Origin of the sequence: Paenibacillus sp. FSL L8-0708, assembly GCF_038009325.1 — a bacterium.
GTDB classification, from domain to species: domain Bacteria; phylum Bacillota; class Bacilli; order Paenibacillales; family Paenibacillaceae; genus Paenibacillus_AQ; species Paenibacillus_AQ odorifer.
Window position 1 is genome coordinate 4,786,212 of the sequence record NZ_JBBPBC010000001.1, and the last position, 25,125, is coordinate 4,811,336.

General features: G+C 44.7%; 26 protein-coding genes. 3 read left to right on the top strand and 23 right to left on the bottom strand.

Annotation, left to right across the window (positions count from 1 at the left end):
• Positions 1 to 3: 3 nt before the first annotated feature.
• The 9 genes from flgB to NYE58_RS22925 all read right to left on the bottom strand — a co-directional run bounded on the left by flgB (position 4) and on the right by NYE58_RS22925 (position 10,658).
• Positions 4 to 411, bottom strand: a complete 408-nt coding sequence (gene flgB / locus NYE58_RS22885; protein WP_036688558.1) for a flagellar basal body rod protein FlgB — start codon at positions 409 to 411, stop codon at positions 4 to 6.
• A 388-nt stretch (positions 412 to 799) separates the two neighbouring features.
• Positions 800 to 2,200, bottom strand: coding sequence for an ATP-dependent protease ATPase subunit HslU (gene hslU, locus NYE58_RS22890; RefSeq protein WP_036688559.1), 1,401 nt, complete (start codon positions 2,198 to 2,200; stop codon positions 800 to 802).
• 33 nt (positions 2,201 to 2,233) lie between these two features.
• Complete coding sequence (hslV, locus tag NYE58_RS22895; RefSeq protein WP_036688562.1) at positions 2,234 to 2,776, bottom strand: ATP-dependent protease subunit HslV; 543 nt, start codon at positions 2,774 to 2,776, stop codon at positions 2,234 to 2,236.
• 17 nt (positions 2,777 to 2,793) lie between these two features.
• Positions 2,794 to 4,176, bottom strand: coding sequence for an FADH(2)-oxidizing methylenetetrahydrofolate--tRNA-(uracil(54)-C(5))-methyltransferase TrmFO (gene trmFO, locus NYE58_RS22900; protein ID WP_076100371.1), 1,383 nt, complete (start codon positions 4,174 to 4,176; stop codon positions 2,794 to 2,796).
• Positions 4,177 to 4,184: 8 nt separating this feature from the next.
• On the bottom strand, positions 4,185 to 6,284 hold the full coding sequence (topA, locus tag NYE58_RS22905; RefSeq protein ID WP_076219530.1) for a type I DNA topoisomerase: 2,100 nt from the start codon (positions 6,282 to 6,284) through the stop codon (positions 4,185 to 4,187).
• Positions 6,285 to 6,320: 36 nt separating this feature from the next.
• Positions 6,321 to 7,439: a DNA-processing protein DprA gene (dprA, locus tag NYE58_RS22910; protein WP_341003092.1), complete on the bottom strand. Its 1,119-nt coding sequence runs from the start codon at positions 7,437 to 7,439 to the stop codon at positions 6,321 to 6,323.
• Between the two features lie 225 nt (positions 7,440 to 7,664).
• On the bottom strand, positions 7,665 to 8,594 hold the full coding sequence (gene sucD, locus NYE58_RS22915) for a succinate--CoA ligase subunit alpha (protein WP_036688571.1): 930 nt from the start codon (positions 8,592 to 8,594) through the stop codon (positions 7,665 to 7,667).
• A gap of 62 nt (positions 8,595 to 8,656) precedes the next feature.
• A complete protein-coding gene (gene sucC, locus NYE58_RS22920) occupies positions 8,657 to 9,817 on the bottom strand; it encodes an ADP-forming succinate--CoA ligase subunit beta (RefSeq protein WP_076219532.1) in 1,161 nt (386 codons plus the stop codon).
• A gap of 352 nt (positions 9,818 to 10,169) precedes the next feature.
• On the bottom strand, positions 10,170 to 10,658 hold the full coding sequence (locus NYE58_RS22925) for a MarR family winged helix-turn-helix transcriptional regulator (protein ID WP_235219564.1): 489 nt from the start codon (positions 10,656 to 10,658) through the stop codon (positions 10,170 to 10,172).
• Positions 10,659 to 10,800: 142 nt separating this feature from the next.
• Here NYE58_RS22925 and NYE58_RS22930 point away from each other — a divergent pair, with 142 nt between their 5' ends.
• Entirely contained in the window at positions 10,801 to 11,229 is a 429-nt protein-coding gene (locus NYE58_RS22930) for an organic hydroperoxide resistance protein (RefSeq protein WP_036688575.1), read from the top strand.
• 363 nt (positions 11,230 to 11,592) lie between these two features.
• Here the strand turns inward: NYE58_RS22930 and NYE58_RS22935 are convergent, their stop codons facing one another.
• The 11 genes from NYE58_RS22935 to NYE58_RS22985 form a co-directional block, all read right to left on the bottom strand.
• Complete coding sequence (locus NYE58_RS22935) at positions 11,593 to 13,278, bottom strand: YifB family Mg chelatase-like AAA ATPase (RefSeq protein WP_076276197.1); 1,686 nt, start codon at positions 13,276 to 13,278, stop codon at positions 11,593 to 11,595.
• Between the two features lie 205 nt (positions 13,279 to 13,483).
• Positions 13,484 to 13,993 (bottom strand): metallophosphoesterase, encoded by a 510-nt coding sequence (locus NYE58_RS22940; protein ID WP_076218229.1) that lies wholly within the window; start codon positions 13,991 to 13,993, stop codon positions 13,484 to 13,486.
• A gap of 174 nt (positions 13,994 to 14,167) precedes the next feature.
• On the bottom strand, positions 14,168 to 14,584 hold the full coding sequence (locus tag NYE58_RS22945; protein ID WP_051491578.1) for a hypothetical protein: 417 nt from the start codon (positions 14,582 to 14,584) through the stop codon (positions 14,168 to 14,170).
• Positions 14,585 to 14,738: 154 nt separating this feature from the next.
• On the bottom strand, positions 14,739 to 15,125 hold the full coding sequence (locus NYE58_RS22950; RefSeq protein WP_076127091.1) for a YraN family protein: 387 nt from the start codon (positions 15,123 to 15,125) through the stop codon (positions 14,739 to 14,741).
• Positions 15,122 to 15,424, bottom strand: coding sequence for an EscU/YscU/HrcU family type III secretion system export apparatus switch protein (locus NYE58_RS22955; protein WP_038571992.1), 303 nt, complete (start codon positions 15,422 to 15,424; stop codon positions 15,122 to 15,124). Before NYE58_RS22955 ends, NYE58_RS22950 begins: the two co-directional genes overlap by 4 nt.
• Positions 15,421 to 17,592 (bottom strand): DNA ligase, encoded by a 2,172-nt coding sequence (locus NYE58_RS22960; protein ID WP_341003094.1) that lies wholly within the window; start codon positions 17,590 to 17,592, stop codon positions 15,421 to 15,423. The genes NYE58_RS22955 and NYE58_RS22960 overlap by 4 nt, the downstream gene beginning before the upstream one ends.
• A 118-nt stretch (positions 17,593 to 17,710) precedes the next feature.
• The gene (locus NYE58_RS22965) at positions 17,711 to 18,322 is read right to left on the bottom strand and encodes a ribonuclease HII (protein WP_076100429.1); all 612 of its coding nucleotides are present in this window, start codon (positions 18,320 to 18,322) and stop codon (positions 17,711 to 17,713) included.
• Between the two features lie 187 nt (positions 18,323 to 18,509).
• Complete coding sequence (ylqF, locus tag NYE58_RS22970) at positions 18,510 to 19,370, bottom strand: ribosome biogenesis GTPase YlqF (protein WP_076276195.1); 861 nt, start codon at positions 19,368 to 19,370, stop codon at positions 18,510 to 18,512.
• 29 nt (positions 19,371 to 19,399) lie between these two features.
• Positions 19,400 to 20,008 (bottom strand): signal peptidase I, encoded by a 609-nt coding sequence (lepB, locus tag NYE58_RS22975; RefSeq protein WP_036688589.1) that lies wholly within the window; start codon positions 20,006 to 20,008, stop codon positions 19,400 to 19,402.
• 298 nt (positions 20,009 to 20,306) lie between these two features.
• A complete protein-coding gene (rplS, locus tag NYE58_RS22980; protein ID WP_036688590.1) occupies positions 20,307 to 20,651 on the bottom strand; it encodes a 50S ribosomal protein L19 in 345 nt (114 codons plus the stop codon).
• Positions 20,652 to 20,798: 147 nt separating this feature from the next.
• Positions 20,799 to 21,089: a hypothetical protein gene (locus NYE58_RS22985; RefSeq protein ID WP_051491579.1), complete on the bottom strand. Its 291-nt coding sequence runs from the start codon at positions 21,087 to 21,089 to the stop codon at positions 20,799 to 20,801.
• Positions 21,090 to 21,501: 412 nt separating this feature from the next.
• On the opposite strand from NYE58_RS22985, the gene NYE58_RS22990 reads away from it, so the two are divergent.
• Positions 21,502 to 22,452, top strand: a complete 951-nt coding sequence (locus NYE58_RS22990; RefSeq protein WP_076218231.1) for a hypothetical protein — start codon at positions 21,502 to 21,504, stop codon at positions 22,450 to 22,452.
• A 58-nt stretch (positions 22,453 to 22,510) separates the two neighbouring features.
• Here NYE58_RS22990 and NYE58_RS22995 read toward each other — a convergent pair whose 3' ends face one another.
• The gene (locus NYE58_RS22995; RefSeq protein WP_036688596.1) at positions 22,511 to 22,741 is read right to left on the bottom strand and encodes a hypothetical protein; all 231 of its coding nucleotides are present in this window, start codon (positions 22,739 to 22,741) and stop codon (positions 22,511 to 22,513) included.
• Between the two features lie 205 nt (positions 22,742 to 22,946).
• Here NYE58_RS22995 and NYE58_RS23000 point away from each other — a divergent pair, with 205 nt between their 5' ends.
• Entirely contained in the window at positions 22,947 to 23,123 is a 177-nt protein-coding gene (locus NYE58_RS23000; protein ID WP_155288145.1) for a hypothetical protein, read from the top strand.
• A 602-nt stretch (positions 23,124 to 23,725) separates the two neighbouring features.
• Here NYE58_RS23000 and trmD read toward each other — a convergent pair.
• Both trmD and rimM read right to left on the bottom strand, forming a co-directional pair.
• The gene (gene trmD / locus NYE58_RS23005) at positions 23,726 to 24,517 is read right to left on the bottom strand and encodes a tRNA (guanosine(37)-N1)-methyltransferase TrmD (RefSeq protein WP_036689109.1); all 792 of its coding nucleotides are present in this window, start codon (positions 24,515 to 24,517) and stop codon (positions 23,726 to 23,728) included.
• Positions 24,517 to 25,041 carry a ribosome maturation factor RimM gene (gene rimM / locus NYE58_RS23010; RefSeq protein WP_036688599.1) on the bottom strand — a complete coding sequence of 175 codons (525 nt, stop codon included), beginning with the start codon at positions 25,039 to 25,041 and terminating at the stop codon, positions 24,517 to 24,519. Before rimM ends, trmD begins: the two co-directional genes overlap by 1 nt.
• Between the last annotated feature and the right edge of the window lie 84 nt (positions 25,042 to 25,125).

Sequence of the window (25,125 nt, forward strand, 5' to 3'; positions counted from 1 at the left end):
CTCTTATCCTCCTTGAATTACGGCTCGCATCATCGAAATCTGACTGTTAATCTGTTCAACATAAGAACTATACCTAAGCTGATTCTCTGCGCTTAACGCCATTTCGCGATCTACATCCACATTGTTGTCGTTATTGTTCATAGAGGTAGTTTCATCAGTATTTTCAACAGCAGCGGGAACAATTGTGTTGCTGCCAAATTGATAATGCCGGGTATCCGAAACTTTCGCTCTAAGTGTAGATTGGATTCCACTTTCCTGTTGTTGCAGGATACTTTCGAATGAAACATCAGAACGTTTGAAATTGGGCGTATCTTGATTAGCCACATTATTTGCTAGAGCATTTTGTCGTTTATAGGCAGCATCAATGCCTCCCTGCAATCGTTGAAAACTGACACTATTCAGCAATCCCAAGACAATTCCTCCTTTCAAAGCTATCATAATGAAAAGAATTCCACAACTTCCATCAAAAAACCTGCTTGCTTTCGACAAATAAAGAAAAAAATACTCTAAATTTACGGTATTCCGTCGAACGCTGTCGCAATGAATAACACTTAGCATTTTCACATACATTGATTTTCATTTAATTTGTATATTATTACAATAAGAAATAAGCCCTATCTTTTTAGAAAAGACAGGGCTTTTAGCACTTTATTACTATTTATTTACATTTTCAACTCATTTTTTTCTTTTTAATTGCATGTTTTGACATAATTTTACGTTTTCGCGACACCAATTTGTAATTTATCTAATCCGTTATGCCCAAATTCAAAATACATAGATTTTTTGTTTTTTTGTCGCTTTAAAGAATATACTGACTTAAATCACGATCCTGAGCTATACTTGCCAATTTCTCGCGCACATACTCCGGGGTAATAACCATTTTTTCTAAAGTCAGCTCAGGTGCTTCAAAAGAAAGATCCTCTAACAGCTTCTCCAAAATAGTATGAAGACGCCGAGCACCTATATTCTCCATATTTTGATTCACTGAAGCCGCTATTTTGGCGATCTCATGTATAGCATCCTTCTGGAATTCCACTTCTAAATTTTCTGTTTTAAGCAGATTCACATATTGTTTAGTTAAAGCATTCTCTGGTTCCGTCAAAATAGAAACGAAATCCTCTAACGTTAGACTACTCAGCTCTACGCGAATCGGAAAACGACCTTGAAGTTCTGGAATCAAATCTGAAGGCTTAGCAATATGGAAAGCTCCGGCAGCCATAAAGAGTACATAGTCTGTCTTCACAGGACCGTATTTCGTCATAATGGTCGAGCCCTCTACAATCGGCAAAATATCCCGTTGCACGCCTTCACGCGACACATCCGGTCCAGACCCTTTTCCCTGACTTGCTACTTTATCGATTTCATCGATAAAAATAATGCCTGATTGTTCAGCCCGAGTCACGGATTCCTGGATCACATCATCCATATCTATCAGCTTGGCCGCCTCATCCTGAATGAGTACCTTGCGCGCTTCCCGAATAGGAAGCTTACGTTTCTTCGTCCGCTTAGGCAGCAAACTGCCGAACATCTCTTGCATATTCATACCCATCTGGTCATTTCCTTGACCTGCAAACATATCCATCATAGTTGGCGCTGTATCCTCAACATCAATTTCAATGATGTCATCTTCCAGCTGACCAGCTAACAGCTTAAATCTAACCCCACGGCGGCGTTCACTTAGGCTTCCATCCTGCTCAGCGTCTTCTTTAGAGTCCTCTTGGGCAGAATTCCCTCCAAAAATCATCTCGAAAGGATTCTTTTGTGATTTATTTTTGGAAGAGGAAGGGACCAATATAGAAACAATCCGCTCATTAGCCAGTTCTTCCGCACGATCCTTAACCTTCTCCGTACGCTCAAGCTTCACCATACGAATAGAAGTCTCTACCAGATCACGAACCATAGATTCCACATCTCGACCTACATAACCGACTTCAGTAAATTTAGTGGCCTCCACTTTGATGAACGGTGCATTAACAAGCTTTGCTAGACGCCGAGCAATTTCTGTCTTCCCCACACCTGTAGGTCCGATCATCAAGATGTTCTTAGGAACGACTTCATCACGCAGTTCCTCTGCTAGCAGACTGCGCCGATACCGGTTACGAAGCGCAACGGCTACCGATTTCTTGGCTTGCTTCTGACCTACGATATATTTATCCAATTCGGCTACAATTTGACGGGGTGTAAGCGATTGATTCACCATCGTGAATTCCTCCTTGTCTCTATGGCACTGAGTCTATAATTGTTCAACAATAATGTTGGAATTAGTGTACACACAAATTTCAGAAGCTACCTGAAGCGATTCTCTAGCAATATCCGCAGCGGAAAGATTGGGTGCATGACGTTTGAGTGCTCGACCTGAAGCCAGCGCAAAATTACCACCGGAACCAATCGCAAGAACGTCATCATCCGGTTCGATAATTTCACCATTTCCGGAGATCAGGAGCATTCCTTCCTTATCCATAACAATCATCAAAGCTTCAAGCTTCCGAAGAATACGATCTTGACGCCAGTCCTTCGCTAATTCAACTGCAGCCCGCTGCAGGTTCCCATGATGCTCCTCCAGCTTGCCCTCGAATTTTTCGAATAGGGTAATAGCATCCGCAACGGACCCCGCAAAGCCTGCTATTACTTGTCCTCTGTACAGGCGACGGACTTTTCTGGCCGTCGTCTTCATAATAACACTCTCTCCGAATGTAACCTGTCCATCACCTGCTATAGCTGCCTGTCCGTTATGTCTTACAGCACAAATTGTAGTCGCATGAAAGCTGGGTACCATGATTGTAAGTTACCTCCTTAAGATGGGCTTTGTTCGCTATCGACAACCTCCGGCTCCGAATAAGCGAGTCCTGTACGGTTGGCATATTCGGCAAGACTGTCCAGAGCGCGATGAGCTAACATTTCATTCTTTTCCTTCTTATTGCGGATCTTCTTCTCTACCTTCGGCAACAAACCGAAATTGGCATTCATAGGCTGAAAATGCTCTGGATCGGCAGAAGTAATATAAGCTGGCATGCTGCCTAGAACAGTATCCTGCGGGAAGATCAGTCCTTCCTGTCCAAGTGCTGCCCGTGCAGCATTAATACCAGCAATGAGCCCGGAAGCAGCTGATTCAACATAACCTTCTACACCTGTCATCTGTCCAGCAAAAAAGAGTCTTTCCTTGCCTTTCATCTGATAGGTAGGGTGCAGAAGCTTAGGAGAATTAATAAATGTATTTCTGTGCATCACACCATAACGAACATATTCAGCATTCTCAAGACCTGGGATCAGCGAGAATACACGCTTCTGCTCGCCCCATTTCAAATGGGTCTGAAAACCAACAAGATTGTAAAGTGTGCCGGCAGCGTTATCCTGACGGAGTTGCACAACCGCGTAAGGAAGTTTACCTGTATGCGGATTGATAAGTCCTACTGGCTTCATTGGGCCAAATAACGCTGTTTGCTTGCCGCGTTTCATCATGATTTCAATAGGCATACAGCCCTCAAAGTATATCTCTTTCTCAAAATCCTTGAGTGCTGCTGTCTCAGCAGAAATCAACGCATCATAAAACACGTCGAACTCCTCTTCTGTCATCGGACAGTTCAGATAAGCCGCTTCTCCCTTATCATAACGGGAAGCCAAATACACCTTGTTCATATCAATGGTGTCTTTCTCAACAATCGGTGCTGCTGCATCATAGAAGTAGAAATACTCTTCACCCAGCAGCCCTTTTATTTCAGCAGATAATGCCGGTGAAGTTAGTGGGCCCGTTGCAATAACAACAATCCCTTCCTCCGGTATATGCGTAAGTTCTTCATTTATGACTTCAACGAGCGGATGATTATGCAAAGTATGGGTGATCTCACCTGAGAATCCGTCCCGATCTACGGCGAGTGCTCCTCCTGCGGGTACCGCGTGTCGGTCAGCAGCACCTAATACAAGAGAGTTCAAACGCCGCATTTCTTCCTTCAATACACCTACAGCATTTCCTAATCCATTCGCACGCAAGGAGTTGCTGCATACCAGTTCAGCAAATTGATTCGTGTGATGGGCTGGTGTCTTTACTACGGGTCTCATCTCATATAATCTTACCGGTACTCCTAGTGATGCTATTTGCCAAGCGGCTTCGCTTCCTGCGAGACCCGCTCCAATTACTGTTACTTTTGCTGTATCTGACACTGTCTTTTTTCCTCCCATAGAGACTATTAATCTGCTAATTCTTCTTCGTTGTCTAGAACCGCCTCTGTATGATCACAAGATGTACATTGTAGCTTGGTTCCTTGCTTATTACGTTTCTCAATCATCCAAGATCCACATGATGGACATGGTTTTATAGAAGGTCTATCCCATGAAACGAAATCACAACCAGGGTACTGGTCGCAGCCATAGAAAACTCGCCCTTTTTTGCTGCGTCGCTCCACAACCTTACCTTCATGACATTTAGGGCAAGTTACGCCAATATCCTTGATAATCGGTTTCGTGTTTCGGCAATCCGGAAAGCCAGAGCATGCTAGGAATTTCCCAAAGCGACCCAGCTTATACACGAGAGGTTTGCCGCATTTCTCACAGATCTCATCAGAGACTTCATCTTCAATCTCAATTTCTTTCATCTCTTCTTCCGCGAATACCAAACGCTTCTCAAACGATTCGTAAAACTCTGCAAGAACCTTTACCCAGTCTTCTGAGCCCTCTTCCACATGGTCAAGATCCCCTTCCATGTTCGCGGTGAATTCAACGTTTAGGATTTCCGGGAAAAATTGCTCCATCTGCTCTATAACAAGCTCGCCAAGTTCGGTTGGCATGAATTTTTTCTCTTCAATAGCCACATAACCACGCTTCTGGATGGTTTCCAGCGTTGGGGCATATGTACTTGGACGGCCTATACCCAGCTCCTCAAGCGTCTTTACAAGTCTTGCTTCCGTATATCGTGGAGGCGGTTGTGTAAAGTGCTGCTTAGGCTCGATCTCCTGCTTATTTAAAGCATCTCCCGCTTGAAGCGGCGGCAAATACTTGTCTTCATCTGTAGTTCCGTCATCGTTGCCTTCTACGTAAACCTTCATGAACCCGGGGAATGAAACCTTCGAACCAACAGCTCTGAATGTAGCATTACCTGCAGCAATATCGACCGAAAGCGTATCCAGCAGGGCAGAAGACATCTGACTTGATACAAATCGCTCCCACACTAGCTTGTAGAGACGGAATTGATCACGGCTCAAGAACTCTTTGACCATTTCAGGTTCGCGTAATGCCGAGGTAGGACGAATCGCTTCATGCGCTTCCTGTGCTCCAGCTGCCTTTTTAGAATACTGCCGTGGGGATTCTGGCAAGAACTTCTCACCATACTTAGCTGTTATAAGCTCTTTAGCTTCATCCTGAGCGGTGACAGAGAGACGCGTGGAGTCAGTACGCATATAAGTGATCAAACCTACGGTACCTTCTTTACCGAGTTCCACACCTTCGTATAGCTGCTGTGCAACAGACATTGTCTTAGCGGCACGGAATCCAAGCTTACGGGCTGCTTCCTGTTGAAGTGAACTGGTGGTAAAAGGAGCTGAAGGATGACGTTGTCTTTCCTTCTCCTTCACATCACTCACCTTAAAAGATGCGTTCTTAATGGCTTCAAGAACCTCCTGAACATCACTTTCCTGGTTCAGTTCTTTTTTCACACCATTCAGCTTATGAAACTTAGCTTCAAAGACGGAATCCCGGATTCCAAGCTTCGCTGTTATGCTCCAATATTCGGTGGGTACAAAAGCGGAGATTTCATTCTCACGATCCATAATGATCTTCACGGCAACGGATTGTACACGTCCAGCAGATAAACCTTTTTTGACTTTCTTCCATAATAGAGGGCTAATCTTGTACCCTACCAGTCGATCCAGAATACGTCTAGCCTGCTGTGCATTCACGAGATCCATATTAATCTTACGCGGTGTCTTAAAAGCATCTTTTACCGCTTGTTTGGTGATCTCATTAAAAACAACTCTGCATTCTTGTGTATTATCTAAATCCAGCGCATGCGCCAAATGCCAAGCAATTGCTTCCCCTTCGCGGTCGGGGTCAGCTGCGAGATAAACTTTTTTAACTTTTTTACTAGCGTCTTTCAATTCCTTCAATATAGATCCCTTACCGCGGATAGTAATATATTTTGGATTGAAATCATTCTCCACCTCAACACCAATTTGACTCTTCGGTAGATCTCTAATATGTCCCATTGATGCCTTTACAATATATTTACTACCTAGATATTTGCCAATTGTCTTCGCTTTTGCAGGCGACTCGACAATAACTAATGCATCTGCCATAGACTCTTCCTCCTCGTTAACACTCGCACCTCTATATCAAATTACCTTGTAAATAGCTCCTGGTAATTGTGTTACCGCTTTTTTTATGATTAAAGATAACAGAACTGAATGCAAATGTCCAAAATCCCATCCTGTTCTTACAAGCAGATCGTCCAATATAAAAGGGCCTTGATGCAGTATATGGTATAGGTGAGACTCCTCATTTGTCAATTTCTTTTCAATCATAAAGTCGTCTGCTGTCTGTTCGGTAGTGCTATTATTCCCTGTTTTTATTACGTTTTTCGGCAAATAAGAAGTGTATTCTTCTATAATATCTAATCCACTGGTTACCAGCTTTGCACCCTGTTTGATAAGCTCTAACGCCCCTCTGCTCTTAGGTGATGTAATAGGTCCGGGAACTGCGAAGACATCCCTTCCAGCTTCCAAGGCAGCATCGGCTGTAATAAGTGATCCACTGCGACTGTCAGCCTCCACGACCACTGTCCCCCGTGATAAACCTGCTATGATCCGATTACGCTGTGGAAATAATCCAGGATGACTTTTAGTTCTAAGAGGATACTCTGTAACGACAAGCCCATCCTGAGAGATACGCCGCTCCAGTTCAATATTCTCAGTTGGATAGACTTTGTCCAACCCTGTTGCCACTACCGCTATGGTCCCTCCACCGCTTCTTAGCGCCGCTTCATGACAAATGCTATCGATCCCCCTCGCAAGTCCGCTAACCACCGTTAGACCTGCTGCACTAAGCTCCTCCGCGAGAATCTCCCCTACCTTTCGTCCATAAGCTGTTGGCATACGAGTGCCAACCATCGCCACACTAGGAGTTGATAACAGTTCCAAACGCCCTCGATAATAAAGGATCCACGGTGGCTGTGCCGTCTCCTTCAACAAAACAGGATAAGCCGCATCAAACACAGTTACCATTTTCACTGCACATTCTTCCATTAATAAGCGCCTTTTGGCGATCCATTCTAATGTATATATGGAAGCAAGATAATTCGACAGCTTTCCGTTCAATCCGATCGTTTCCCAATCTTTTGCACTACAGCAAAATGCTCGTTCTGACATTAAACCGGCTCTGCGAATCTTGTCGATACTCTTCCAGCCAATCCCCTCCACTTCATTAAAACCAAACAGCAGATCTTTTTCTTCCATATAAGCTTACTCTCCTTTAATGGAAGGGGTTAGCCTTCCCTATTTTGTAACATGAATTAGAGTAATGCAATATTTTCTTGTAATTCAATATTTTTCTATGTCAAAAAACAAAAAAGCAACCTTTTATCCCTTGGATAGGAACAAAAGGTTGCTTACCTCTGAAATAATTATACACGAAAGAAGCCCACTCGCGTAGAGTGAATTCCTTCAATTAAAAAAAAATAATTAATGCGTTGTAAAAGCGCTAAGAATACCGCGTTCTTCAAGCACACTCACCAGCGTTGAGCCCATTTCGGCAGGTGTAGGAGCAACCTTGATTCCGCACGATTCAAGTACGGCAATTTTCTCACTCGCTGTGCCTTTGCCTCCGGAAATAATAGCACCCGCATGCCCCATACGTTTGCCAGGAGGGGCAGTAGCACCGCCAATAAACCCTACAACCGGCTTAGTCATATGCTCGCGAATCCACTCTGCTGCTTCTTCCTCTGCGGTTCCGCCAATTTCGCCAATCATGATGACTGCCTTTGTACCCGGATCCTCATTAAAAAGCTTCAGAATATCAATAAACTCCGAGCCTTTAACAGGGTCACCGCCAATACCAACAGCTGAAGATTGCCCGATTCCACGCGTAGTCAGCTGATGAACAGCCTCATAGGTTAGAGTTCCGCTGCGCGAGACAACACCTACATACCCTGGCATATGAATATAACCCGGCATAATTCCTATTTTGCACTCACCAGGAGTGATAACTCCCGGACAGTTGGGTCCGATCAATACAGTAGAGCGCCCCTCCATATAACGGGACACTTTTACCATATCAAGCACTGGAATCCCTTCGGTAATACAAATCACCAAATCGAGTTCTGCGTCCACGGCTTCCATTATGGAGTCTGCTGCGAATGCCGGCGGCACATAGATTACACTAGCGGTTGCGCCTGTAGCCGCCTTAGCAGCTACAACAGTATCGAAAACCGGAAGGCTAACCTCACTGCCATTTTCAAGCGTGATGTTGACAGATGTTCCACCTTTACCCGGTGTTACCCCTCCAACCATCTGTGTTCCATAATCCAGCGCACCTTTAGTATGGAACAAACCCGTTGATCCTGTAATTCCCTGCGTGATAACTTTCGTATTTTTATCTACAAGAATGCTCATGCCTTAAGTCACATCCCTACTTATATTGTCAAATACGATAACTGGCTTCCTAAATCAGGCCATTATTGCACAAGAGACACAATCTTACGGGCACCGTCCGCCATAGAATCAGCAGCAACAATATTCAGTCCCGATCCGGCCAAAATCTGCTTGCCCAATCCAACATTTGTTCCCTCAAGACGCACAACCAGCGGTTTGGTCAAACCCAGTTGACTAGCCGCTTCTACAACACCGTTAGCGATAACATCACAGCGCATAATACCACCGAAAATGTTAACAAAAATTCCGTTCACCTTTTCATCGGATAAAATGATTTTAAAGGCTTCTGTTACCTTCTCGGTCGTTGCACCGCCCCCTACATCCAAGAAGTTGGCGGGTTCGCCCCCATAATACTTAATAATATCCATAGTCGCCATCGCGAGACCTGCACCGTTTACCATGCACCCAATATTGCCATCAAGTGCAATGTAACTAAGGTCATACTTCGAGGCTTCGATTTCCTTTAAATCCTCTTCATCCAAATCCCGCAGCTCTAGAATATCCTTATGACGGAACAAGGCATTGGAATCAAAATTCAGTTTGGCATCCAGTGCCATCACATTCCCATCCGCAGTCACTACCAAAGGGTTAATTTCGGCAATAGAGCAATCTTTATCCACGAAAGCTAAATATAGCGCTTGCATGAATTTCACAGTTTTGCCTACCAGCTCATTGGGAATAGCGATGCTGTAAGCAAGCTTACGTGCCTGGAACGTCTGCAAACCTACTGCCGGATCAATGATCTCTTTAAAAATTTTCTCCGGATGTGTTGCAGCTACTTCTTCAATTTCAGTACCGCCTTCTTCAGAAGCCATCATGACCACTCGGCCAGTACCTCTGTCAACTACGATACCAATATAATACTCCTTAACAATTTGACAACCCTCTTCAATGAGCAGTCTTTTTACTACCTTACCCTCCGGTCCAGTCTGGTGAGTTACTAGAGTCTTGCCCAGAATCTCAGTTGCGTAACTACGCACCTCATCGATATTCTTAGCAACCTTTACTCCTCCAGCTTTACCGCGTCCACCTGCGTGAATCTGAGCTTTAACTACAACAACCGGTGTGCTCAGTGACTCTGCGGCTTCTACCGCTTCCTCCACTGTATAAGCTACTTTTCCATTCGGTACGGCTACACCGTACTTCTTAAGCACTTCTTTTCCCTGATACTCGTGGATATTCATAGCGGTAGCCTCCTAAAGTAGCGTGGTGACTAAACAGGCAGCCTGTTGTCATCTCGCTTTCCGTTTTGATTGCCGCGGGGTTAGGGATAGGCTGATGTTATACATGCAGCACTATTCCGGAACCAGCAGAAACTGATCTACCACTCGTAAAAAGAATGGCATTATTTCTGCAAGAGACATTGTGTAAATCTATAAGACTAAGCTTATATTTACCTATATGCCATACAAAGGAACCCAGAATAGTGTAACATGTTTTTAAAACGCTTACCTTAAATATATTCATGATTTGTACACATTTTTTCGCTTGATTTCATGCCGGAATGCGAACGATCGCATTGACTCCTTACTACGCTTACTTTTTACTATCTTGGATATTAGCTTCGTGAACACGATTCAGTAAGTCTTTAAACTGATCAAGTAGCTCTATGGATTCATTATTTGTCAGTGTCGTTTCTTCCATCATTTTGCCGGGAATACACACGGCATCACTTTGGAGTGCCCAGCCTTGTTTCGTTAGTGAGATTAATACCTTTCGCTCATCCTGCATCGAGCGTTCACGTATAATTAGGCCTGCAGCTTGCAAGCGTTTCAATAGCGGAGTCAGCGTGCCTGAATCCAAAAATAACGCCTCACCAATCTCTTTTACTGTACATTGCTGCCGTTCCCATAACACAAGCATTACTAAGTATTGGGAGTAAGTTAAACCGATCTTATCCAAATACGGTTGGTACAGCTTTGTAATCTCACGCGAGCAAGCATAAATGGTAAAACAGAGCTGATTCTCGATCAGCAGCTCTGGGGTTGTAGTCATTTTCTGCATATCTTCTTCACTCATTTTCATATTTATTCACCCGCCTTATCTCTTTATTTTATCATAATTCACTCATACATCATAATAATAGCAAAAAATTAATTTGACTTTTATATTAATTGTGATAAATTAGATTGTACACAAACTAATTAATGAATAGGAGAGATTTATTATGATGACAATTCAACAAAAGATGTATGAAACCACAGTTAAAGCCGTTGGGGGAAGAAACGGTTATATAGAATCAGAAAGCCCTAAACTCAACCTTACGATCAGTACACCACGCGAAATGGGTGGTGCCGGTGGTGAAGGCACTAATCCTGAACAATTATTCGCAGCTGGCTACTCCGCTTGTTTTGACAGTGCTCTAAACATGGTTGCTCGTCTTGGAAAAGTTAAGATTGAAGGCAGTGAAGTTACGGCTACTGTAAGCTTTGGTAAAGTTGAAGATGGCGGGTTCGGTATTGCAGTTAAGCTTGACGTGCTGGTTAAAGGCGTTGACAGAGAAACCGCAGCATCTTTGGTAGAAGCTGCCCATGGCGCATGTCCTTACTCCCGTGCCACTCGTGGCAATATCGAAGTAGAACTGAATGTACTGTAAGAAATTATAGAGAAAAATGTATGTGAAATTTGCTAAACGATCTAACCTTCGTTTGAATACGTGGCATTTCACATTCGAAGTCGCTAACGGACACAGTTGATCTTAAACGCAACTTAATCCCATATTTGGGATGCTATCGGACCTCATAGCAGCTATTGGAATGAAAACCACCCAATATAACCTTCTTCCGAAGGAATAGCGTCTTCAGCGTCCGAATCTACGCTCCAAGGGCTAAAAACTTGCAAACAACGTCCTCTAGGTCCGTTCCGTAAGCATCAGTGGATAATAATGGTACGGCGGTGTTCCTCACTACTGGCCCATAGTATAGAGCAGCGATTCTCATTAACGGGAATCACTGCTCTTTTATCGATATTCCTCCGCTAATACCTGTCGATCCAGATTACGGTATTGCACAGCTTCCGCGAGATGTGCAGAAGAAATATCCTGTGCACCCTCCAGATCAGCTATGGTACGGGATAGCTTAATAATCCGATCATGCGCTCGCATGCTTAGACCTAAATTCTCCAAAATATCATACAGCATTCGAGCACTCTCTCGGTTTAGGCTTGCATATTTCCGAAGGGAAGCACCGGAAAGTTCACTGTTCCATGAAATCGCCAGTCGTTTGTAACGTTTAGCTTGGATGGCCTGAGCAGCCAACACCTCCGCACGCATATCTGCTGACGATAAAACATGCCCCTGCCGATTCCATTCCTTCGGGCGGGGAACATCAACCTGTAAGTCGATCCGATCCAACAATGGACCGGATATTTTGGCTCGATATTGGGCAATCCTTGATGGACTACAGGTACAATTTTGCTGGGAGATACCGCTTCCAAAAAAGCCGCAGCTGCACGGATTCATCGATGCAGCGAGCATGAATTTGGCAGGAAAAGTAAAGGAAGCCCGGGCACGACTTATAGTAACCACCCCATCTTCGAGGGGCTGTCGCAGCACTTCAAGTACATTCCGGGAGAATTCAGGCAATTCATCCAGAAACAGAATACCTCGATGCGCAAGACTTACCTCACCTGGCTTGGGAATACCGCCCCCTCCAATTAATCCGGCAGAAGATATCGTGTGGTGTGGAGAACGAAATGGACGACTTCGCAGCAAACCGTTGTGTGCATCCTTCAAATTTCCAGCCGCACTAAAAATTTTGGTTACCTCAAGTGCCTCACTATCCGACAATTGCGGAAGGATACTGGGAAGGCGTTTGATCAGCATCGTTTTGCCTGTGCCAGGTGGGCCGATGAGCATAATATTATGCATCCCTGCAGCCGCGATAGTTAGTGCTCTTTTCACATGTTGCTGTCCAAGCACATCACTGTAATCATCCATTATTTCATTCGCTTCGGAAGAAGCAGCCTCAGAATCAGAATATTTAGGGTTATATTTGAGATGCTCTACAGAAAGAACAAGCACCGGAGGTTGTTCTTTTGCCCCCGTCCCCATACTCACGGATACAGGAAAAGGAAGTGGTGATCCTTCAGATTCTTCTAGAGGAACTAGCTTATCTATAATCGGACCAAAGCTAGCCACAGATTCAGCAGCATTCGCTAACGCTTGCAAATGGTCGATGGTATAAACATTTATGCCACTGATTAAAGCGGCTTCTGCCGCATTGCCTTGCGGGAGCAGAACGGCTTTAAACCCGCTTTTACGCGCTGCTTCAACCATCGGCAGCACACCCGAAACCGGACGCAGACTGCCGTCGAGCGCAAGCTCTCCAATCAAAAGCATCTCTTGAGCTGAAGGCATAATCAACTGGCCACTAGTTATCAGTATCCCTAAAGCAATCGCTAGATCAAAAGCGGAACCTTCTTTACGGAGGTCAGCTGGAGCAAGATTGATCGTAATACGTTGCTGTGGATAGCGGTAACCGCAATTTTTAACGGCAGCCCTAACTCGTTCAACAGCCTCGCGAATCGCTGAATCTGGTAAGCCAATGATATTCGTCTGCGGCAGTCCATTTGCAAGATCGATTTCCACACCAATCATTACCCCTTCAATCCCATACAGACACGCGCTAAACATTTTCCCGTACATAATAAAAACACCTCATCTCCTGAATTACACCCTAATTTGGTGTCATAGCTTCAAGAAAAAAGGTGCTTCCTTATTTTCCAAATATATATTAGCTGTTAAGTACATTATAGAAGTTGTGTCCTAACGCAATCTGTGAGCAATTTATCTTTAGAATAAGAAATTCAAGTTTTACATAAAAGCGAAAGCACATCTCTAAAGACCTACATCAATCCCCTTCTTTAACTACGACCGAGTCCCTAATCTGCTCAAAAGTCAACGGTTTATAGTTCCAATGCTCTACACAAATGTTAAAATGATTGTTTCCCTCATATTTTTGCCCATGAATATGGCCGTGCACATTTACGTAAGGCATATGTTTATTCATGTACATAGGCTCATGTGAGAGGAAAAAGAAATCCTTATAAATCAAAGGATATTCACTAACCTCATCAAAACCTGCATCAAGCCACCAGCTTCGGCTGCGGCCGCGATCATGATTGCCAAGGATCAGGATTTTGTATCCATGCAGCCTGGCCACAATCGCACGAGTTGCCTCCTTATTCAGAAAAGAAAAGTCTCCCAAATGAAATACTTTGTCGTCCGGATTCACTACCGAATTCCAACTTTCAATCATAACTTCATTCATTTGCTCTACATCGTTGAAGGGCCTGGATTCAAAATCAATGATCAACTTATGCCCAAAATGATGATCAGATGTGAAAAAAACCTTAGCCATGTGCACCCTCCTTTTGTTCCTATTCTAATGACAGTATGTATGAAAAAAGCTCCGACTACCCATAAACCCTAGGAAATTCGGAGCCCCGAGGACTTTTCCGCCTAATTTCTCACGAAATTATACGTATCATTCTATGTCATGAGGCGATGACGGAATACCTCTTTATTGTTAATGTTACTTTTCCCAGTCGCGCCGCTTACTCGAACGTTTATTAACATCACTCTGAATCAGTTCAGCTAAAGGAGGCGCCTCCTCATTGTCTATGAGCCAACCACGCATCTCCTTGATCGCTTCCACCTGTCCATTGCCTTTGTCACGCCATGTAAGCAGTTCAATAACTCTAATTACAAGCGCTAAGAGACTGCTATTGCTGTTTTGCGACTTTTCAGCCCGGATTTTTTGAAATAACGCTTCATTTTCCCAATCTATTAATATTTCCTCCGCTATAGTGGGCCGCATTACCGTGAAGGTCTTATTGCAATTATCGCAACAGACGACAGATATTGGCTCTGCTTTAAATTTCACTTCAATCTTCTGCTGGCAATATTGGCATGTAAAACTAACCTGCATTTCAGAAGGTTTATTCTTCACTAGACAGCCCTCCTCATGATGACATTAAAAAGTTACTCCTAATGTTTACCCATTTCTTTTGAGAAATGACCCACAGTGCGGAAGGTATGTAAAGACTTTTTTATCAGAACAGCAGCAAATTCATAAAGAATCGCATGAGAAAATAGAGTTACTCTTAAAACGCCTCGCGAATATGACTAAGTGAAGCTAGGCTAAGATCGTCATTTAACAAGACGCTAATTACATCAAAAGAAACCCGCCGTTCCTCATAACCCTTCATATGCAAATAAACCTGTGTTGTACTCCGAACCTGGTTTATTTTGCGAGCATTCACCGATTCTTCTGGAGTTCCCTGAAGCAGCTCTCCACTGCGGCTACGAACTTCGACAACAACAATACAGTCTTCACGCTCCGCAATGATATCAAGCTCTCCAGTACGACAACGCCAATTCCGTTCCAATATCATATACCCGCTAGAAGATAGGTACTGCACAGCTCCGTTCTCTGCAGCAGTTCCTTTCTCTTTGCGGTTATAGTGCTTTCTTACATAGGGCTCTTTCATTCTTGTCCCCGTTCACCAGCGGAACGATCGCTCTGATACACAAAGCTGAGGATTTCCGCCACCAGCTGATAGAGCTCAGACGGAATCTGTTGGTCCAGATCAAGCTTTGAAAGAACCTCCACGAGGGCTGCATCTTCCTGAACAGCAACCCCGCTCTCCTTAGCCTTTTGCAGAATAAGGTCTGCTATCGCGCCTTGTCCCTTGGCTACTACGACAGGAGCCTCGTTTTGTCCGGGACTATATTTGAGAGCGACCGCTTTTTTGAGCCCTTGTGAAATTGGCTGTACAGGCTCATTCATATACGGTAATCCACTCCTTTGTAAGCCTCAGGAACATAATCAACAAACTTATTAGTATTGGAGCCAGCAAGCTCTTTAGGCAAATTCAATTCTGGCAAGGGTTCGGTTCTTAAACCTGATAATTGATAACCGATGGATTCTACTGCAGTTTTTATATCTTCACGCCGCGTCTCCAGCAGCTCAAGCACCCACGGATGATCATTATGAAGCTTAAGACTAACGATTCGATCTACAACCTGCACATCTACCAATGTCTGCCCTAGCTGCTTCATGTCCAAATCGAACCACAATCGACAGTTAGCTGCATCCAACTCCCCTTTGCGGCCCCGCCTGGACTGGATATGAACCGATGCAGTTTCCTGCCCATCTGGACCTTGCAGCGGCAAGAACAATGTAACCTGCGCGAAGGGAGCAGTCCGATCTGTATTCAGCAGCAGCTGTTGGCCTGTCAGCTGCTGCACTAGCCCGCTCGCGGCATCTTTTACCGCGGGCGGCACCTCGCTGCTGCTCATAAGCTGCAGCAGCACGCCCTTCAACGTGTCGGCAGCTTGCTCCCCCCCGACACTGCCTAGCGCGGCTGCAGCTGTCCCCGCTGCCGCTCGCGCTGTCTCCGCGGCCGGCAAAGCGCCGCCGCGCACGGCCTGCTGCTCGTGCTCCGCACCGAGCAGCTTCAACACCCGCCCCACCCACGACTCCGCATCCGCGGGTGGGGCGGTGTCTGGCTGCACCGGCGAAGCCGCAGCAGCCGTGGTCTCCCCGCGCGGCGCTGCCGGCGCGGGGGCAGGATCTTGTCCCGCCGCGTCAGCGGGCGGGACGTTCGCGAGCTGCGGCATGCTGCCGCGCAGCTCGGTGAGCACGCCCTGCAGCTTCGCGAGCAGGGCAGCCCCGCTAGGCGCAGCAGCTTGGCTTCCCGCAGCAGCTTGGCTATCTGCACCTGCTGATCCAGTGGCGCTTGTAATCGCGCCACTGACACTACCCTGCGCTCTATCTTTATTTAGACTCATTTCATTGCCATGAGTTTCGCTCTGATTAGAACTATTTTGATTGCTTACAATTCCGTCCCCTTGCGTGTTAGCAGCACTACTCTGAGTTCCTGAAGCAAGCGTAGAAGTTATTTTCCCAGTCAAAGGTTCACCAGTATTTCCACTCTTCGAGAGCTGAGCTACCTCACCAGCCTCTTCGGGGACCACTGGCTTGGCAGTTACAATACCGGTTTCATTCTCAGGAGTTTCAGCTGTACTTGCAGCTGCACTTCCTGATATTTCTGATTTCACTGAATTCAAAGGAATTATTGGTTCATCAGAAATAACTCCGGCTCCCGTTGCCCCTCCTGTTGCAGCAGCACTTCCGCTTGTAGTAGTAACACCAGCACTACCTTCAGCAGGTTTACTTACAGGTTGTCCAGTTCCTTTAACCGCCACCTGGTCCATTTCCGCATCAGCATCACCTGCTGATACCGCTTCCCCGTTAATCACAGCGCCCGTACCTGTCGTTACAGGAGCATTCAGCTTTCCGGTTAGGGTACCCATTCCAGTTTTAGCTTCGGCTGTTGTTGTTTCTTCACCGGCGACTTGACCTGCCCAAATCGTAATCTGTTCTTCGAGCGCTGACAAAAGCTGATGAAGCTGCGGACCAAAAACCGCCTGCTGCAATCCTTTCACACTTTCAGGGGTAACCGGCAAGCCCCGCTTTACAGAAATGACAGCTGCATCAAGCCACTCTGAGGTCGGCACGCCCGCAGGTTTCGCACTCATTACAGCATCCAGAATCGCCGCTGTCTCTTTGGTAAGCGGAATACCACCCGACTGCATCGCCAACACAATTTCCCGACCCGCTTTGGAGTCAGTAAGCCCAAGCGATTCCAATGCCTCGCCCATGTTTTGCGGGGTGGCTAACACCGTTTCGCCGAGGGAGACCGGCTTCAATACGGGCAATCCGCCTTCTCCGGGTGCTCCAACCTGTAAGTTCAGGGTCTCTCCTGGCAGTAGTGGTGTTTCCAACTCCGCACGAACAGGTGTACCTTGAATCTGCACAACGGCTTCTTTTCCCGAATCCGAGACAGACAATACAACACCACGTACAACCTGCCCTTCCTTCAATTCCAAAGACTTGGCTGCTCCCGGTTTATTATCCCCGAGCAATCCACGGATCAATGTTCCGATATTCATACCGTTTCTCCTCCCTCCATTTTCTCTCTTCTTACTATATCGGTATTAATCCGACTTTTTTGAGCGGTGAATTTATCCAAGCTTAAACGCCTTTGGCGTCTTTTATATTCTGATATTTCTAAAAAAGGGTTTGCTGTTCAGCAAGAATCTTCCCAATAAAGCTGCGCCGATGCATAGGTGTCGGACCTAACGCCGTAATTTGTTCCCTGTGAAGCTTGGTCGCATAACCTTTATGTATCGCAATCCCATAATCAGGGTATAATTCCTCCCACACCCCTTCACACAGTCTATCTCTTGTTACTTTAGCTATAATCGAAGCTGCCGCAATGGACTGGCTGTTTGCATCTCCTTTTATGATCGCCTGCTGCGGCAACGGAAGATCAACTTTTTCAGCATCGATTAACATATAGTCCGGGGTATGACTAAGACCTTCTACCGCTTTTTTCATCGCCAGACGGGAAGCCTGTTTAATATTAATTTCATCAATCATGCGGGAATCCACATAACCTACACCAATAGCTATCGCCTGCTCCATAATAATCTCGAATAAGGCATCTCTTTTTTTCGCTGTAAGCTTCTTAGAGTCGTTGACGCCATCAATAATAAGCCCTTCCGGCAAAATCACCGCTGCTGCAACAACATCCCCAAACAAACAACCTCTGCCTACTTCATCTACGCCGGCTATACGGCGATAAGACTGTTCCCAGCCCTCTTTTTCATAACTCAACATATCTATCGTACTCACGATCTGTCACCGCCAATTATAAATTATTCTATAAACTACATAAGTCAGCTTACCATAGTAAAGCTCACATGGTCATGTACAAATAACCACTCCAATTTGATCCAAATCAGCAAAAAAAAGAGCCCCCGAAAATTTCCGGATGGCTCTTCCATACCCATTCATTTAAACGCCTTTAAGGTGTTTCCAGCGTAAAACGACCAAGCTTACCTGCCCGCAGCTCATGCAGCAAAGCACGTGAAGCTTTTTCCAGATCAACACGTCCACCGCTAATCAGACAACCGCGTTTGCGGCCCACGGCTTCCATAACTGCAACGATCTCATCAGGGTTCTCAAGATCCTCAGGAAGCTTCTCAATACCAAAGCGTTCTTTAAATCTGGAACCATAATCCTTGACCAAATACTTCACTGCATAAAAAGCAATGTCCTCAATGTTCAGGATTTCTTCTTTGATCGCACCCGTCACGGCCAAGCGGTAACCCACGTCTTGATCCTCAAACTTCGGCCATAAGATACCAGGAGTATCCAGAAGCTCCAGATTACCTCCTGTTTTAATCCACTGCTGGCCCTTAGTAACCCCCGGGCGATCACCCGTAGCAGCGATACTCTTACCAGCCATTCGATTAATCAGCGTTGATTTACCGACGTTAGGAATACCGACGATCAATGCGCGCATAGCCCGTGGGTTCATTCCCCTTGCGATCTGCCGATCAATCTTTTCCTTCAACAGCAGCTTGACCTGCTCCGGAATCTCCTTAACGCCTGTTCCAGTAGATGCGTCCACAGGATGGGCAACATGCCCTTGTTCCTTAAAGTACGCCAGCCACTTCCGAGTAATTTCCGGATCCGCCAGATCCGCTTTGTTCAAAATAATTAATCTCGGCTTGTCCCGCAAAATATCGTCAATCATCGGATTGCGGCTGGAAAGCGGCAGACGGGAATCGAGCAACTCTATAACAACATCAATCAGCTTCAGCTTATCCTCGATTTGCCGCCTAGCCTTCGTCATATGACCAGGAAACCAATGAATGGCCATTGCCGTCACCTCCTTTGACTTCTGTCAACTTAATGGTTAATCAGTGTAATATCTTTTATCGGCCAGAAGATTAAATCTGCACGACCCACAATATCACCCAGCGGCACATAGCCAATCATCCGGCTGTCTGTACTATCCGAGCGATTATCCCCCATAACGAAAATATGTCCTTCTGGTACAGTACCATCCGTGAATTTTTCATTTGGAAAATCTTTATTATTATACAGAGCGTTGTTACTATGCGCAGCATCAATAGCGCCTTGGATGTAAGTCTCGTTAACAACCTCACCGTTAACTGTAACTACATCTCCTTCTACTTTCACAGTATCTCCAGCCACACCAATTACACGTTTAATAAAATCTCTGCCTTCAGATGGCACGTGGAATACAATAACCTCACCCCGCTGCGGAGATCTTATATCGTATAAAATTTCATTAACGATAACACGTTCTCCCGTATGGAAATTAGGCTGCATGGAAGGTCCATCTACAATAAAAGGCTTGAATAAAAGCCAGCGAATCAGTATAACCAGAACTAAAGCAATCGCAATGGCCTTGACCCATTCCAGCACTTCATTTTTCTGTTTACGTGGGTTCTGCTCGCTTGATTCCAAAGTTTCGCTTTGTTCCTGCTGCATAGTTCACCGTCCTCTCTTAATACTACTCTTACTATACAACACAAAAAAACTCCTGCCAAAAACCCCTCCACAGATACTCCTTCAGGAGGCCTTTTCGGAGAAGCTTATCCCCAAGCGTATATGTCACACGCATTGTATACCAAGCTAAAACGCCCTCAGCGTCCTTTTAAGGACGGTATGCGTTTATGCGAGAAATATAAGAATAATGTATAACGTAAAACTTATGCTTTTCTTATATTTTCAAAAAAAAATAAAGCGAAAGGGGCTTGAACTCAAGCCCCTCTCCTCTGTCACTATTCTAGCGACGAATTTCTTTAATTCTCGCTGCTTTACCACGTAGTTCACGAAGGTAATAAAGCTTAGCACGACGCACTTTACCACGACGAGCCACTTCGATTTTTTCGAGTTTAGGCGAGTTGATTGGGAATGTTCTTTCCACACCAACACCGTAAGAAATTTTACGAACCGTAAAAGTCTCACTGATTCCACCGCCACGACGTTTGATTACAACGCCTTCGAACAACTGGATACGCTCACGAGTTCCCTCGATAACTTTTACATGCACCTTCAAAGTGTCACCCGGACGAAAACTAGGGATATCTTTACGAAGTTGCTCTTGCGTAATAGCTTGTAGGATATTCATTAAGGACTTCCTCCTTCCGTACAGGTGTTCTTGCCTCTTCCGGAGAGATCTGAGCTCTCCCTCATTATCCGCAGCGGACCACCGTATTCCACACAACAGAGTTAATAATATCATAAAGGACGGGCTAATACAACTTATTTTTCTATTTTATAACGGTAACATATCTCTTTTTTTTGCCTTAGACTGGCAGTCTTTACACAAGCCGACCACGGTTCCATTGTCTTGAGCATAGAAGATCAACTTCCCATTCTTCTTCTTGCAAGAAGAGCAAGGTTGCTCCCCTGGACTCTGTTTGGCTTTGCGATGACTATCCATTGAGATCACATTACTGCTAGTTGTGCGCAAAGGATCGCTTGAGCTGCTTGTTTTCTTTTTCTGAACGATATAATACCCAACACCCAGCGCTAGCAAGACAAGCAAAATAACTACATATTTCATCTGGCTCCCTCCGCTCTTCATGATTTACTTGAGGTAAGAAAATAAAAAGACCGCCCTGTGATGCAAGTAAGGCAACGGTCTATATCGTATTCGCAAACTAGCCTTAGCACATCTCACTATAAAAAGCGCTTTTCAGTAGCTGCTGAAGATTATATATGAGAGCATCTTCGCTCTTTTTATATGTACCCTTACCCATTTTAATGTGAGCGTAAGATCTATATTTCATTTTAGCACAATTGAAATTTGAAGTGTAGTGAACACTTTTTAAATACCTAGTCTTTGGTCCAGTATATTAACCCGCCTACAGCCGTTTTTACAATAAATCCCCATAGGCTATACTTACAGAAGTACGTACATAACGTAGCGCTTAGGGAAGAACACATATACCCAAAAATAAGGAGGATTTTATTCAATGAAAAAGAGTAATACAACTAGCGTAATGGCAGCTGTAGCCGTCTTGTCCATCGTACTTCTGGCAGGATGCACAGAATTACCGGGTAGGCAATCCGCTAATAATGAATTAGGAAAGAATATTACTGAAGATGTGCAGCAAAATATTGGTGAGGCTGTGAAGCAAGAGCTGGGTAAAGCCGCTGCAAGCGTGGAGCAGGCCGTTCAGGATACAGCTACCAAGGTGGTCGACGAAGTTAAAGCAAACAGCATTAGCAAAGAACTATCCTTATCTAAAGAGATCGGCTCTGCTTCAGTGCTTAGCATGAACAATGCAGTGGGAGAACTAGAGGTTACATCAACTACGGGTGATCAAATTAATGTGAGTGCGACAATCTTAGCCCATAACGGCTCCGCTCATAAAGCTGACCGCCAGAAAATTTTGGATGACGCTGAGATTTCAATAGACGTTAGTGGCGATACTCTGAAGGTATCTACAAATTCCAAATCAAATCCGAAGAAGGATTTATGGACTTGGGCTCAAGACAAATACGGTTATTCAGATTTTAGCATTAACTATACCATTAAGATCCCCACCCGTATGGATGAATATCAAATCACCAATAATGTCGGGCAAATTCGTCTCCGCAATCTGGACGGAAATTACCGCATCGTCAGCAACGTTGGAGCTATTGATATCGAAGGAGCTAACATCACCGGTAAGTCCACTCTAGAGTCTAATACAGGAAGCATACGTATGGATATAGCCGGAATGAAGAGTGATAGCCGTCTTAAAGCGACAACAAATGTAGGTAGCCTCAATGCTGTTCTAGCCGATGGTGTGAAATGTAGCTTGGTGGCTAAAAGTGATCTAGGCCAGATCACCGGGGTTGAGGGTGGCAAACGTGATGTTAACGGAGGAGGTCCTTTGTTATCCTTAAGCTCAGATATAGGTGCAATTACAGTAGAGTAACCAACCACTAAAAACAGACCGTCCGGATTAGCGGACGGTCTGTTTTTGCATCATCATATCAGATTAATGCAATAGCCAACAGCGTGAACAAGCTGAGAGTTAAAATATTGTCAGCAGCATAAGGGTAACCAAAAAATGCAGAAGTCTGCACAGGTCCATTGGATCCTGTTCTTAAGTAAACATTATATCTGTCCACATCTGTAATCACACCTTCATGCTGTCTGCCATCAGTAGTCAGGATACGTACCCTTCTATTCTTACAACGTAAGCAATTATAATAAGCCTCCACTAGTGTACTCCTCCTCATTCGTAATGATATACTCTATGGTGAGGAGTACAGGTCGGTAACGGCTAAGTTACATAGGTCATTTGTTTGGATCGATATTTACTTTCCGTTCTCTGCATTTTTTGTATTCCCAAAGGTTATATATAAGGAAAGACATATTTTCGGCTTGTTATCCGTACCATCCTATCCATTCAAGGAGGCCAATCGAATGAATGTAGCACGTAAACAGTTTATTAAGGAAGGCGTACTGCGTATTACCATCTTTATTATTTTATCATCGCTTACCTATACCGTTCGCAACTATGCATGGGCAGTTACTGTTCTCGTATGTTTTGCGCTTTACGCTCTACTTACAGGAGTATATCGCCTCTTTCGCAAAGAGTAGAATGCGCCTCCACGAATTTTTATAGTTAACCAAACGCCCCCTTTCCAAAGAGTTTTTAATTCTCCTTGAAGAGGGGGCGTTTACATTCTGATCAGAATCACAGGGTTTGACCTCTTAGTAGAGCACAATAAAACCATTAGATGTAGTGAACTTTCGTCCGCTATACTCTAATGGTTTTATTGGACTTGCTTATTCATACTTAATTATTAATCTTATATGTTCAAGCTTTAAAGGGCGAATGGGAATTACGATTTGCGATTTGTATAATAATCGATAATATCATTCACGGTGCGGAGCGGCTCCGCATCTTTGTGGATCGTGTCCACGCTAGGCTTGAATTCTTCACGCGTCTTCGTAGTCACTTCAGTTCATTCCTTTCAATAGTTAAGCTTGCTGCATCGTAAGCTGCATATAGTATTACGCCACCTCTATCTATTACCCCAAATAGAAGAGTTCAACGCACCTATGCTAATTTGTTTTGGGAATTACGCAAAAAAATACGAGATTATAGCCCTTCTTATACTTAAGTAAACATAACAAAAACGCCTCCTTAACGTAAGATACGTTAAAAAGACGTAAAATATGCCTGTTTTATTAAAATTTTACTCCGGCTTGATTTCATTTTTCAGACGTTCCAGTGTTTTCTTGTCTTTCAATGTTAGTTCTGCACTTTCGAGCAAATCAGGTCTACGTTCAAGTGTACGCTGTAACGCTTGCTCTCTCCGCCATACTTCGATGTTGGCGTGATGGCCACTCAGCAACATATCTGGTACCTTCCAGCCGCGAAATTCAGCGGGTCGAGTGTAGTGAGGATACTCCAACAGCCCTGTACTGAACGAATCCGTGATCGCAGAGGTTTCATTTCCAAGCGCCCCTGGCTGTAGCCGAACTACTGAATCAATAACCGTCAGTGCTGGTAGTTCTCCACCCGTTAACACGTAATCGCCAATCGACAGTTCATCTGTAACCAGATGCTCCCGTATCCGCTCATCGTAGCCCTCATAATGACCACATATAAAGATTAGATGCTGCTCTTGTGCCAGTTCCTCAGCAATCTTCTGATTATAGGTCTTTCCTTGTGGGCACATAAGAATGATGCGCGGCTTCACAGAGGAAGGCGACGGGACTGCAGATTCAGAACCATTCTCCAAAGGACTAGCCTCGATCCCCAATACATGTTCTACCGCTGCAAAGATCGGGTCAGGCTTTAGTACCATACCCCCGCCCCCGCCATACGGTGTATCATCCACACTGTTGTGCTTATTTCCTGAGAAATCACGAAAGTTCACAGCATTCAAAGATACAATCCCTTTTTCGCGTGCCTTACCAAGAATACTTGTGCTAAATACGCCTTCGCACATCTCCGGAAAGAGCGTTAGCACATCAATTCTGATCATGGCAATAGTCCTTCCATTAAGTGAACCGTAATTCGTTTGGCCTCAATGTCCACGTTCAGCACTACATCGTTAATTACAGGGATAAGGATGTCTTGACCTTTAGCAGGCTTAACAACCCACACGTCATTTGCACCTGGCTGTAAAATTTCCGTAATTGTGCCAAGCGGTTCACTTCCAGCATCATCCGTATAAACTTCACAGCCAACGATTTGGTGGAAGTAATATTCGTTCTCTGGCAGATCAACCAGATCATTACTTGGCACCTTAAGCAAACTTCCCTTATACTTTTCCACTTCGTTAATATTGGTATATCCCTTAAGCTTAACGATAAACATACCCTTATGCTCTCGAGCGGATTCTACAGTCACTTCGAATTTTGCACTGCCATCCGCAGGAATGACGAACAGCTTCTTGTCTTTAGCGAAACGAACCTCAGGAAAATCGGTATGGGATAATACTTTAATCTCCCCGCGAATTCCATGTGTATTCACAAGCCGGCCTACGGTTAATTCTTCCGTCATATAACCCTCTCCTCTACAAGCTTCATCTATATATTTGAACAAAAAGGAGCCGGGATATACTATCCCTAGCCCCTCATTGTACGC

Excerpts from the sequence above, each read along its gene's own strand:
- NYE58_RS22990 (WP_076218231.1), top strand. The coding sequence starts at position 21,502 with ATGAAAAAGAGTAATACAACTAGCGTAATGGCAGCTGTAGCCGTCTTG.
- hslU (WP_036688559.1), bottom strand. The coding sequence starts at position 2,200 with ATGGTGAATCAATCGCTTACACCCCGTCAAATTGTAGCCGAATTGGAT.
- sucC (WP_076219532.1), bottom strand. The coding sequence starts at position 9,817 with ATGAATATCCACGAGTATCAGGGAAAAGAAGTGCTTAAGAAGTACGGT.
- sucD (WP_036688571.1), bottom strand. The coding sequence starts at position 8,594 with ATGAGCATTCTTGTAGATAAAAATACGAAAGTTATCACGCAGGGAATT.
- dprA (WP_341003092.1), bottom strand. The coding sequence starts at position 7,439 with ATGGAAGAAAAAGATCTGCTGTTTGGTTTTAATGAAGTGGAGGGGATT.
- NYE58_RS22930 (WP_036688575.1), top strand. The coding sequence starts at position 10,801 with ATGATGACAATTCAACAAAAGATGTATGAAACCACAGTTAAAGCCGTT.
- hslV (WP_036688562.1), bottom strand. The coding sequence starts at position 2,776 with ATGGTACCCAGCTTTCATGCGACTACAATTTGTGCTGTAAGACATAAC.
- NYE58_RS22950 (WP_076127091.1), bottom strand. The coding sequence starts at position 15,125 with ATGAAAGAGCCCTATGTAAGAAAGCACTATAACCGCAAAGAGAAAGGA.
- topA (WP_076219530.1), bottom strand. The coding sequence starts at position 6,284 with ATGGCAGATGCATTAGTTATTGTCGAGTCGCCTGCAAAAGCGAAGACA.
- trmFO (WP_076100371.1), bottom strand. The coding sequence starts at position 4,176 with ATGGGAGGAAAAAAGACAGTGTCAGATACAGCAAAAGTAACAGTAATT.
- rplS (WP_036688590.1), bottom strand. The coding sequence starts at position 20,651 with ATGAATATCCTACAAGCTATTACGCAAGAGCAACTTCGTAAAGATATC.
- NYE58_RS22960 (WP_341003094.1), bottom strand. The coding sequence starts at position 17,592 with ATGAATATCGGAACATTGATCCGTGGATTGCTCGGGGATAATAAACCG.
- NYE58_RS22925 (WP_235219564.1), bottom strand. The coding sequence starts at position 10,658 with ATGAAAATGAGTGAAGAAGATATGCAGAAAATGACTACAACCCCAGAG.
- rimM (WP_036688599.1), bottom strand. The coding sequence starts at position 25,041 with ATGACGGAAGAATTAACCGTAGGCCGGCTTGTGAATACACATGGAATT.
- NYE58_RS22955 (WP_038571992.1), bottom strand. The coding sequence starts at position 15,424 with ATGAATGAGCCTGTACAGCCAATTTCACAAGGGCTCAAAAAAGCGGTC.
- NYE58_RS23000 (WP_155288145.1), top strand. The coding sequence starts at position 22,947 with ATGAATGTAGCACGTAAACAGTTTATTAAGGAAGGCGTACTGCGTATT.
- NYE58_RS22985 (WP_051491579.1), bottom strand. The coding sequence starts at position 21,089 with ATGAAATATGTAGTTATTTTGCTTGTCTTGCTAGCGCTGGGTGTTGGG.
- NYE58_RS22935 (WP_076276197.1), bottom strand. The coding sequence starts at position 13,278 with ATGTACGGGAAAATGTTTAGCGCGTGTCTGTATGGGATTGAAGGGGTA.
- NYE58_RS22965 (WP_076100429.1), bottom strand. The coding sequence starts at position 18,322 with ATGTTGAGTTATGAAAAAGAGGGCTGGGAACAGTCTTATCGCCGTATA.
- NYE58_RS22940 (WP_076218229.1), bottom strand. The coding sequence starts at position 13,993 with ATGGCTAAGGTTTTTTTCACATCTGATCATCATTTTGGGCATAAGTTG.
- lepB (WP_036688589.1), bottom strand. The coding sequence starts at position 20,008 with ATGCAGCAGGAACAAAGCGAAACTTTGGAATCAAGCGAGCAGAACCCA.
- ylqF (WP_076276195.1), bottom strand. The coding sequence starts at position 19,370 with ATGGCCATTCATTGGTTTCCTGGTCATATGACGAAGGCTAGGCGGCAA.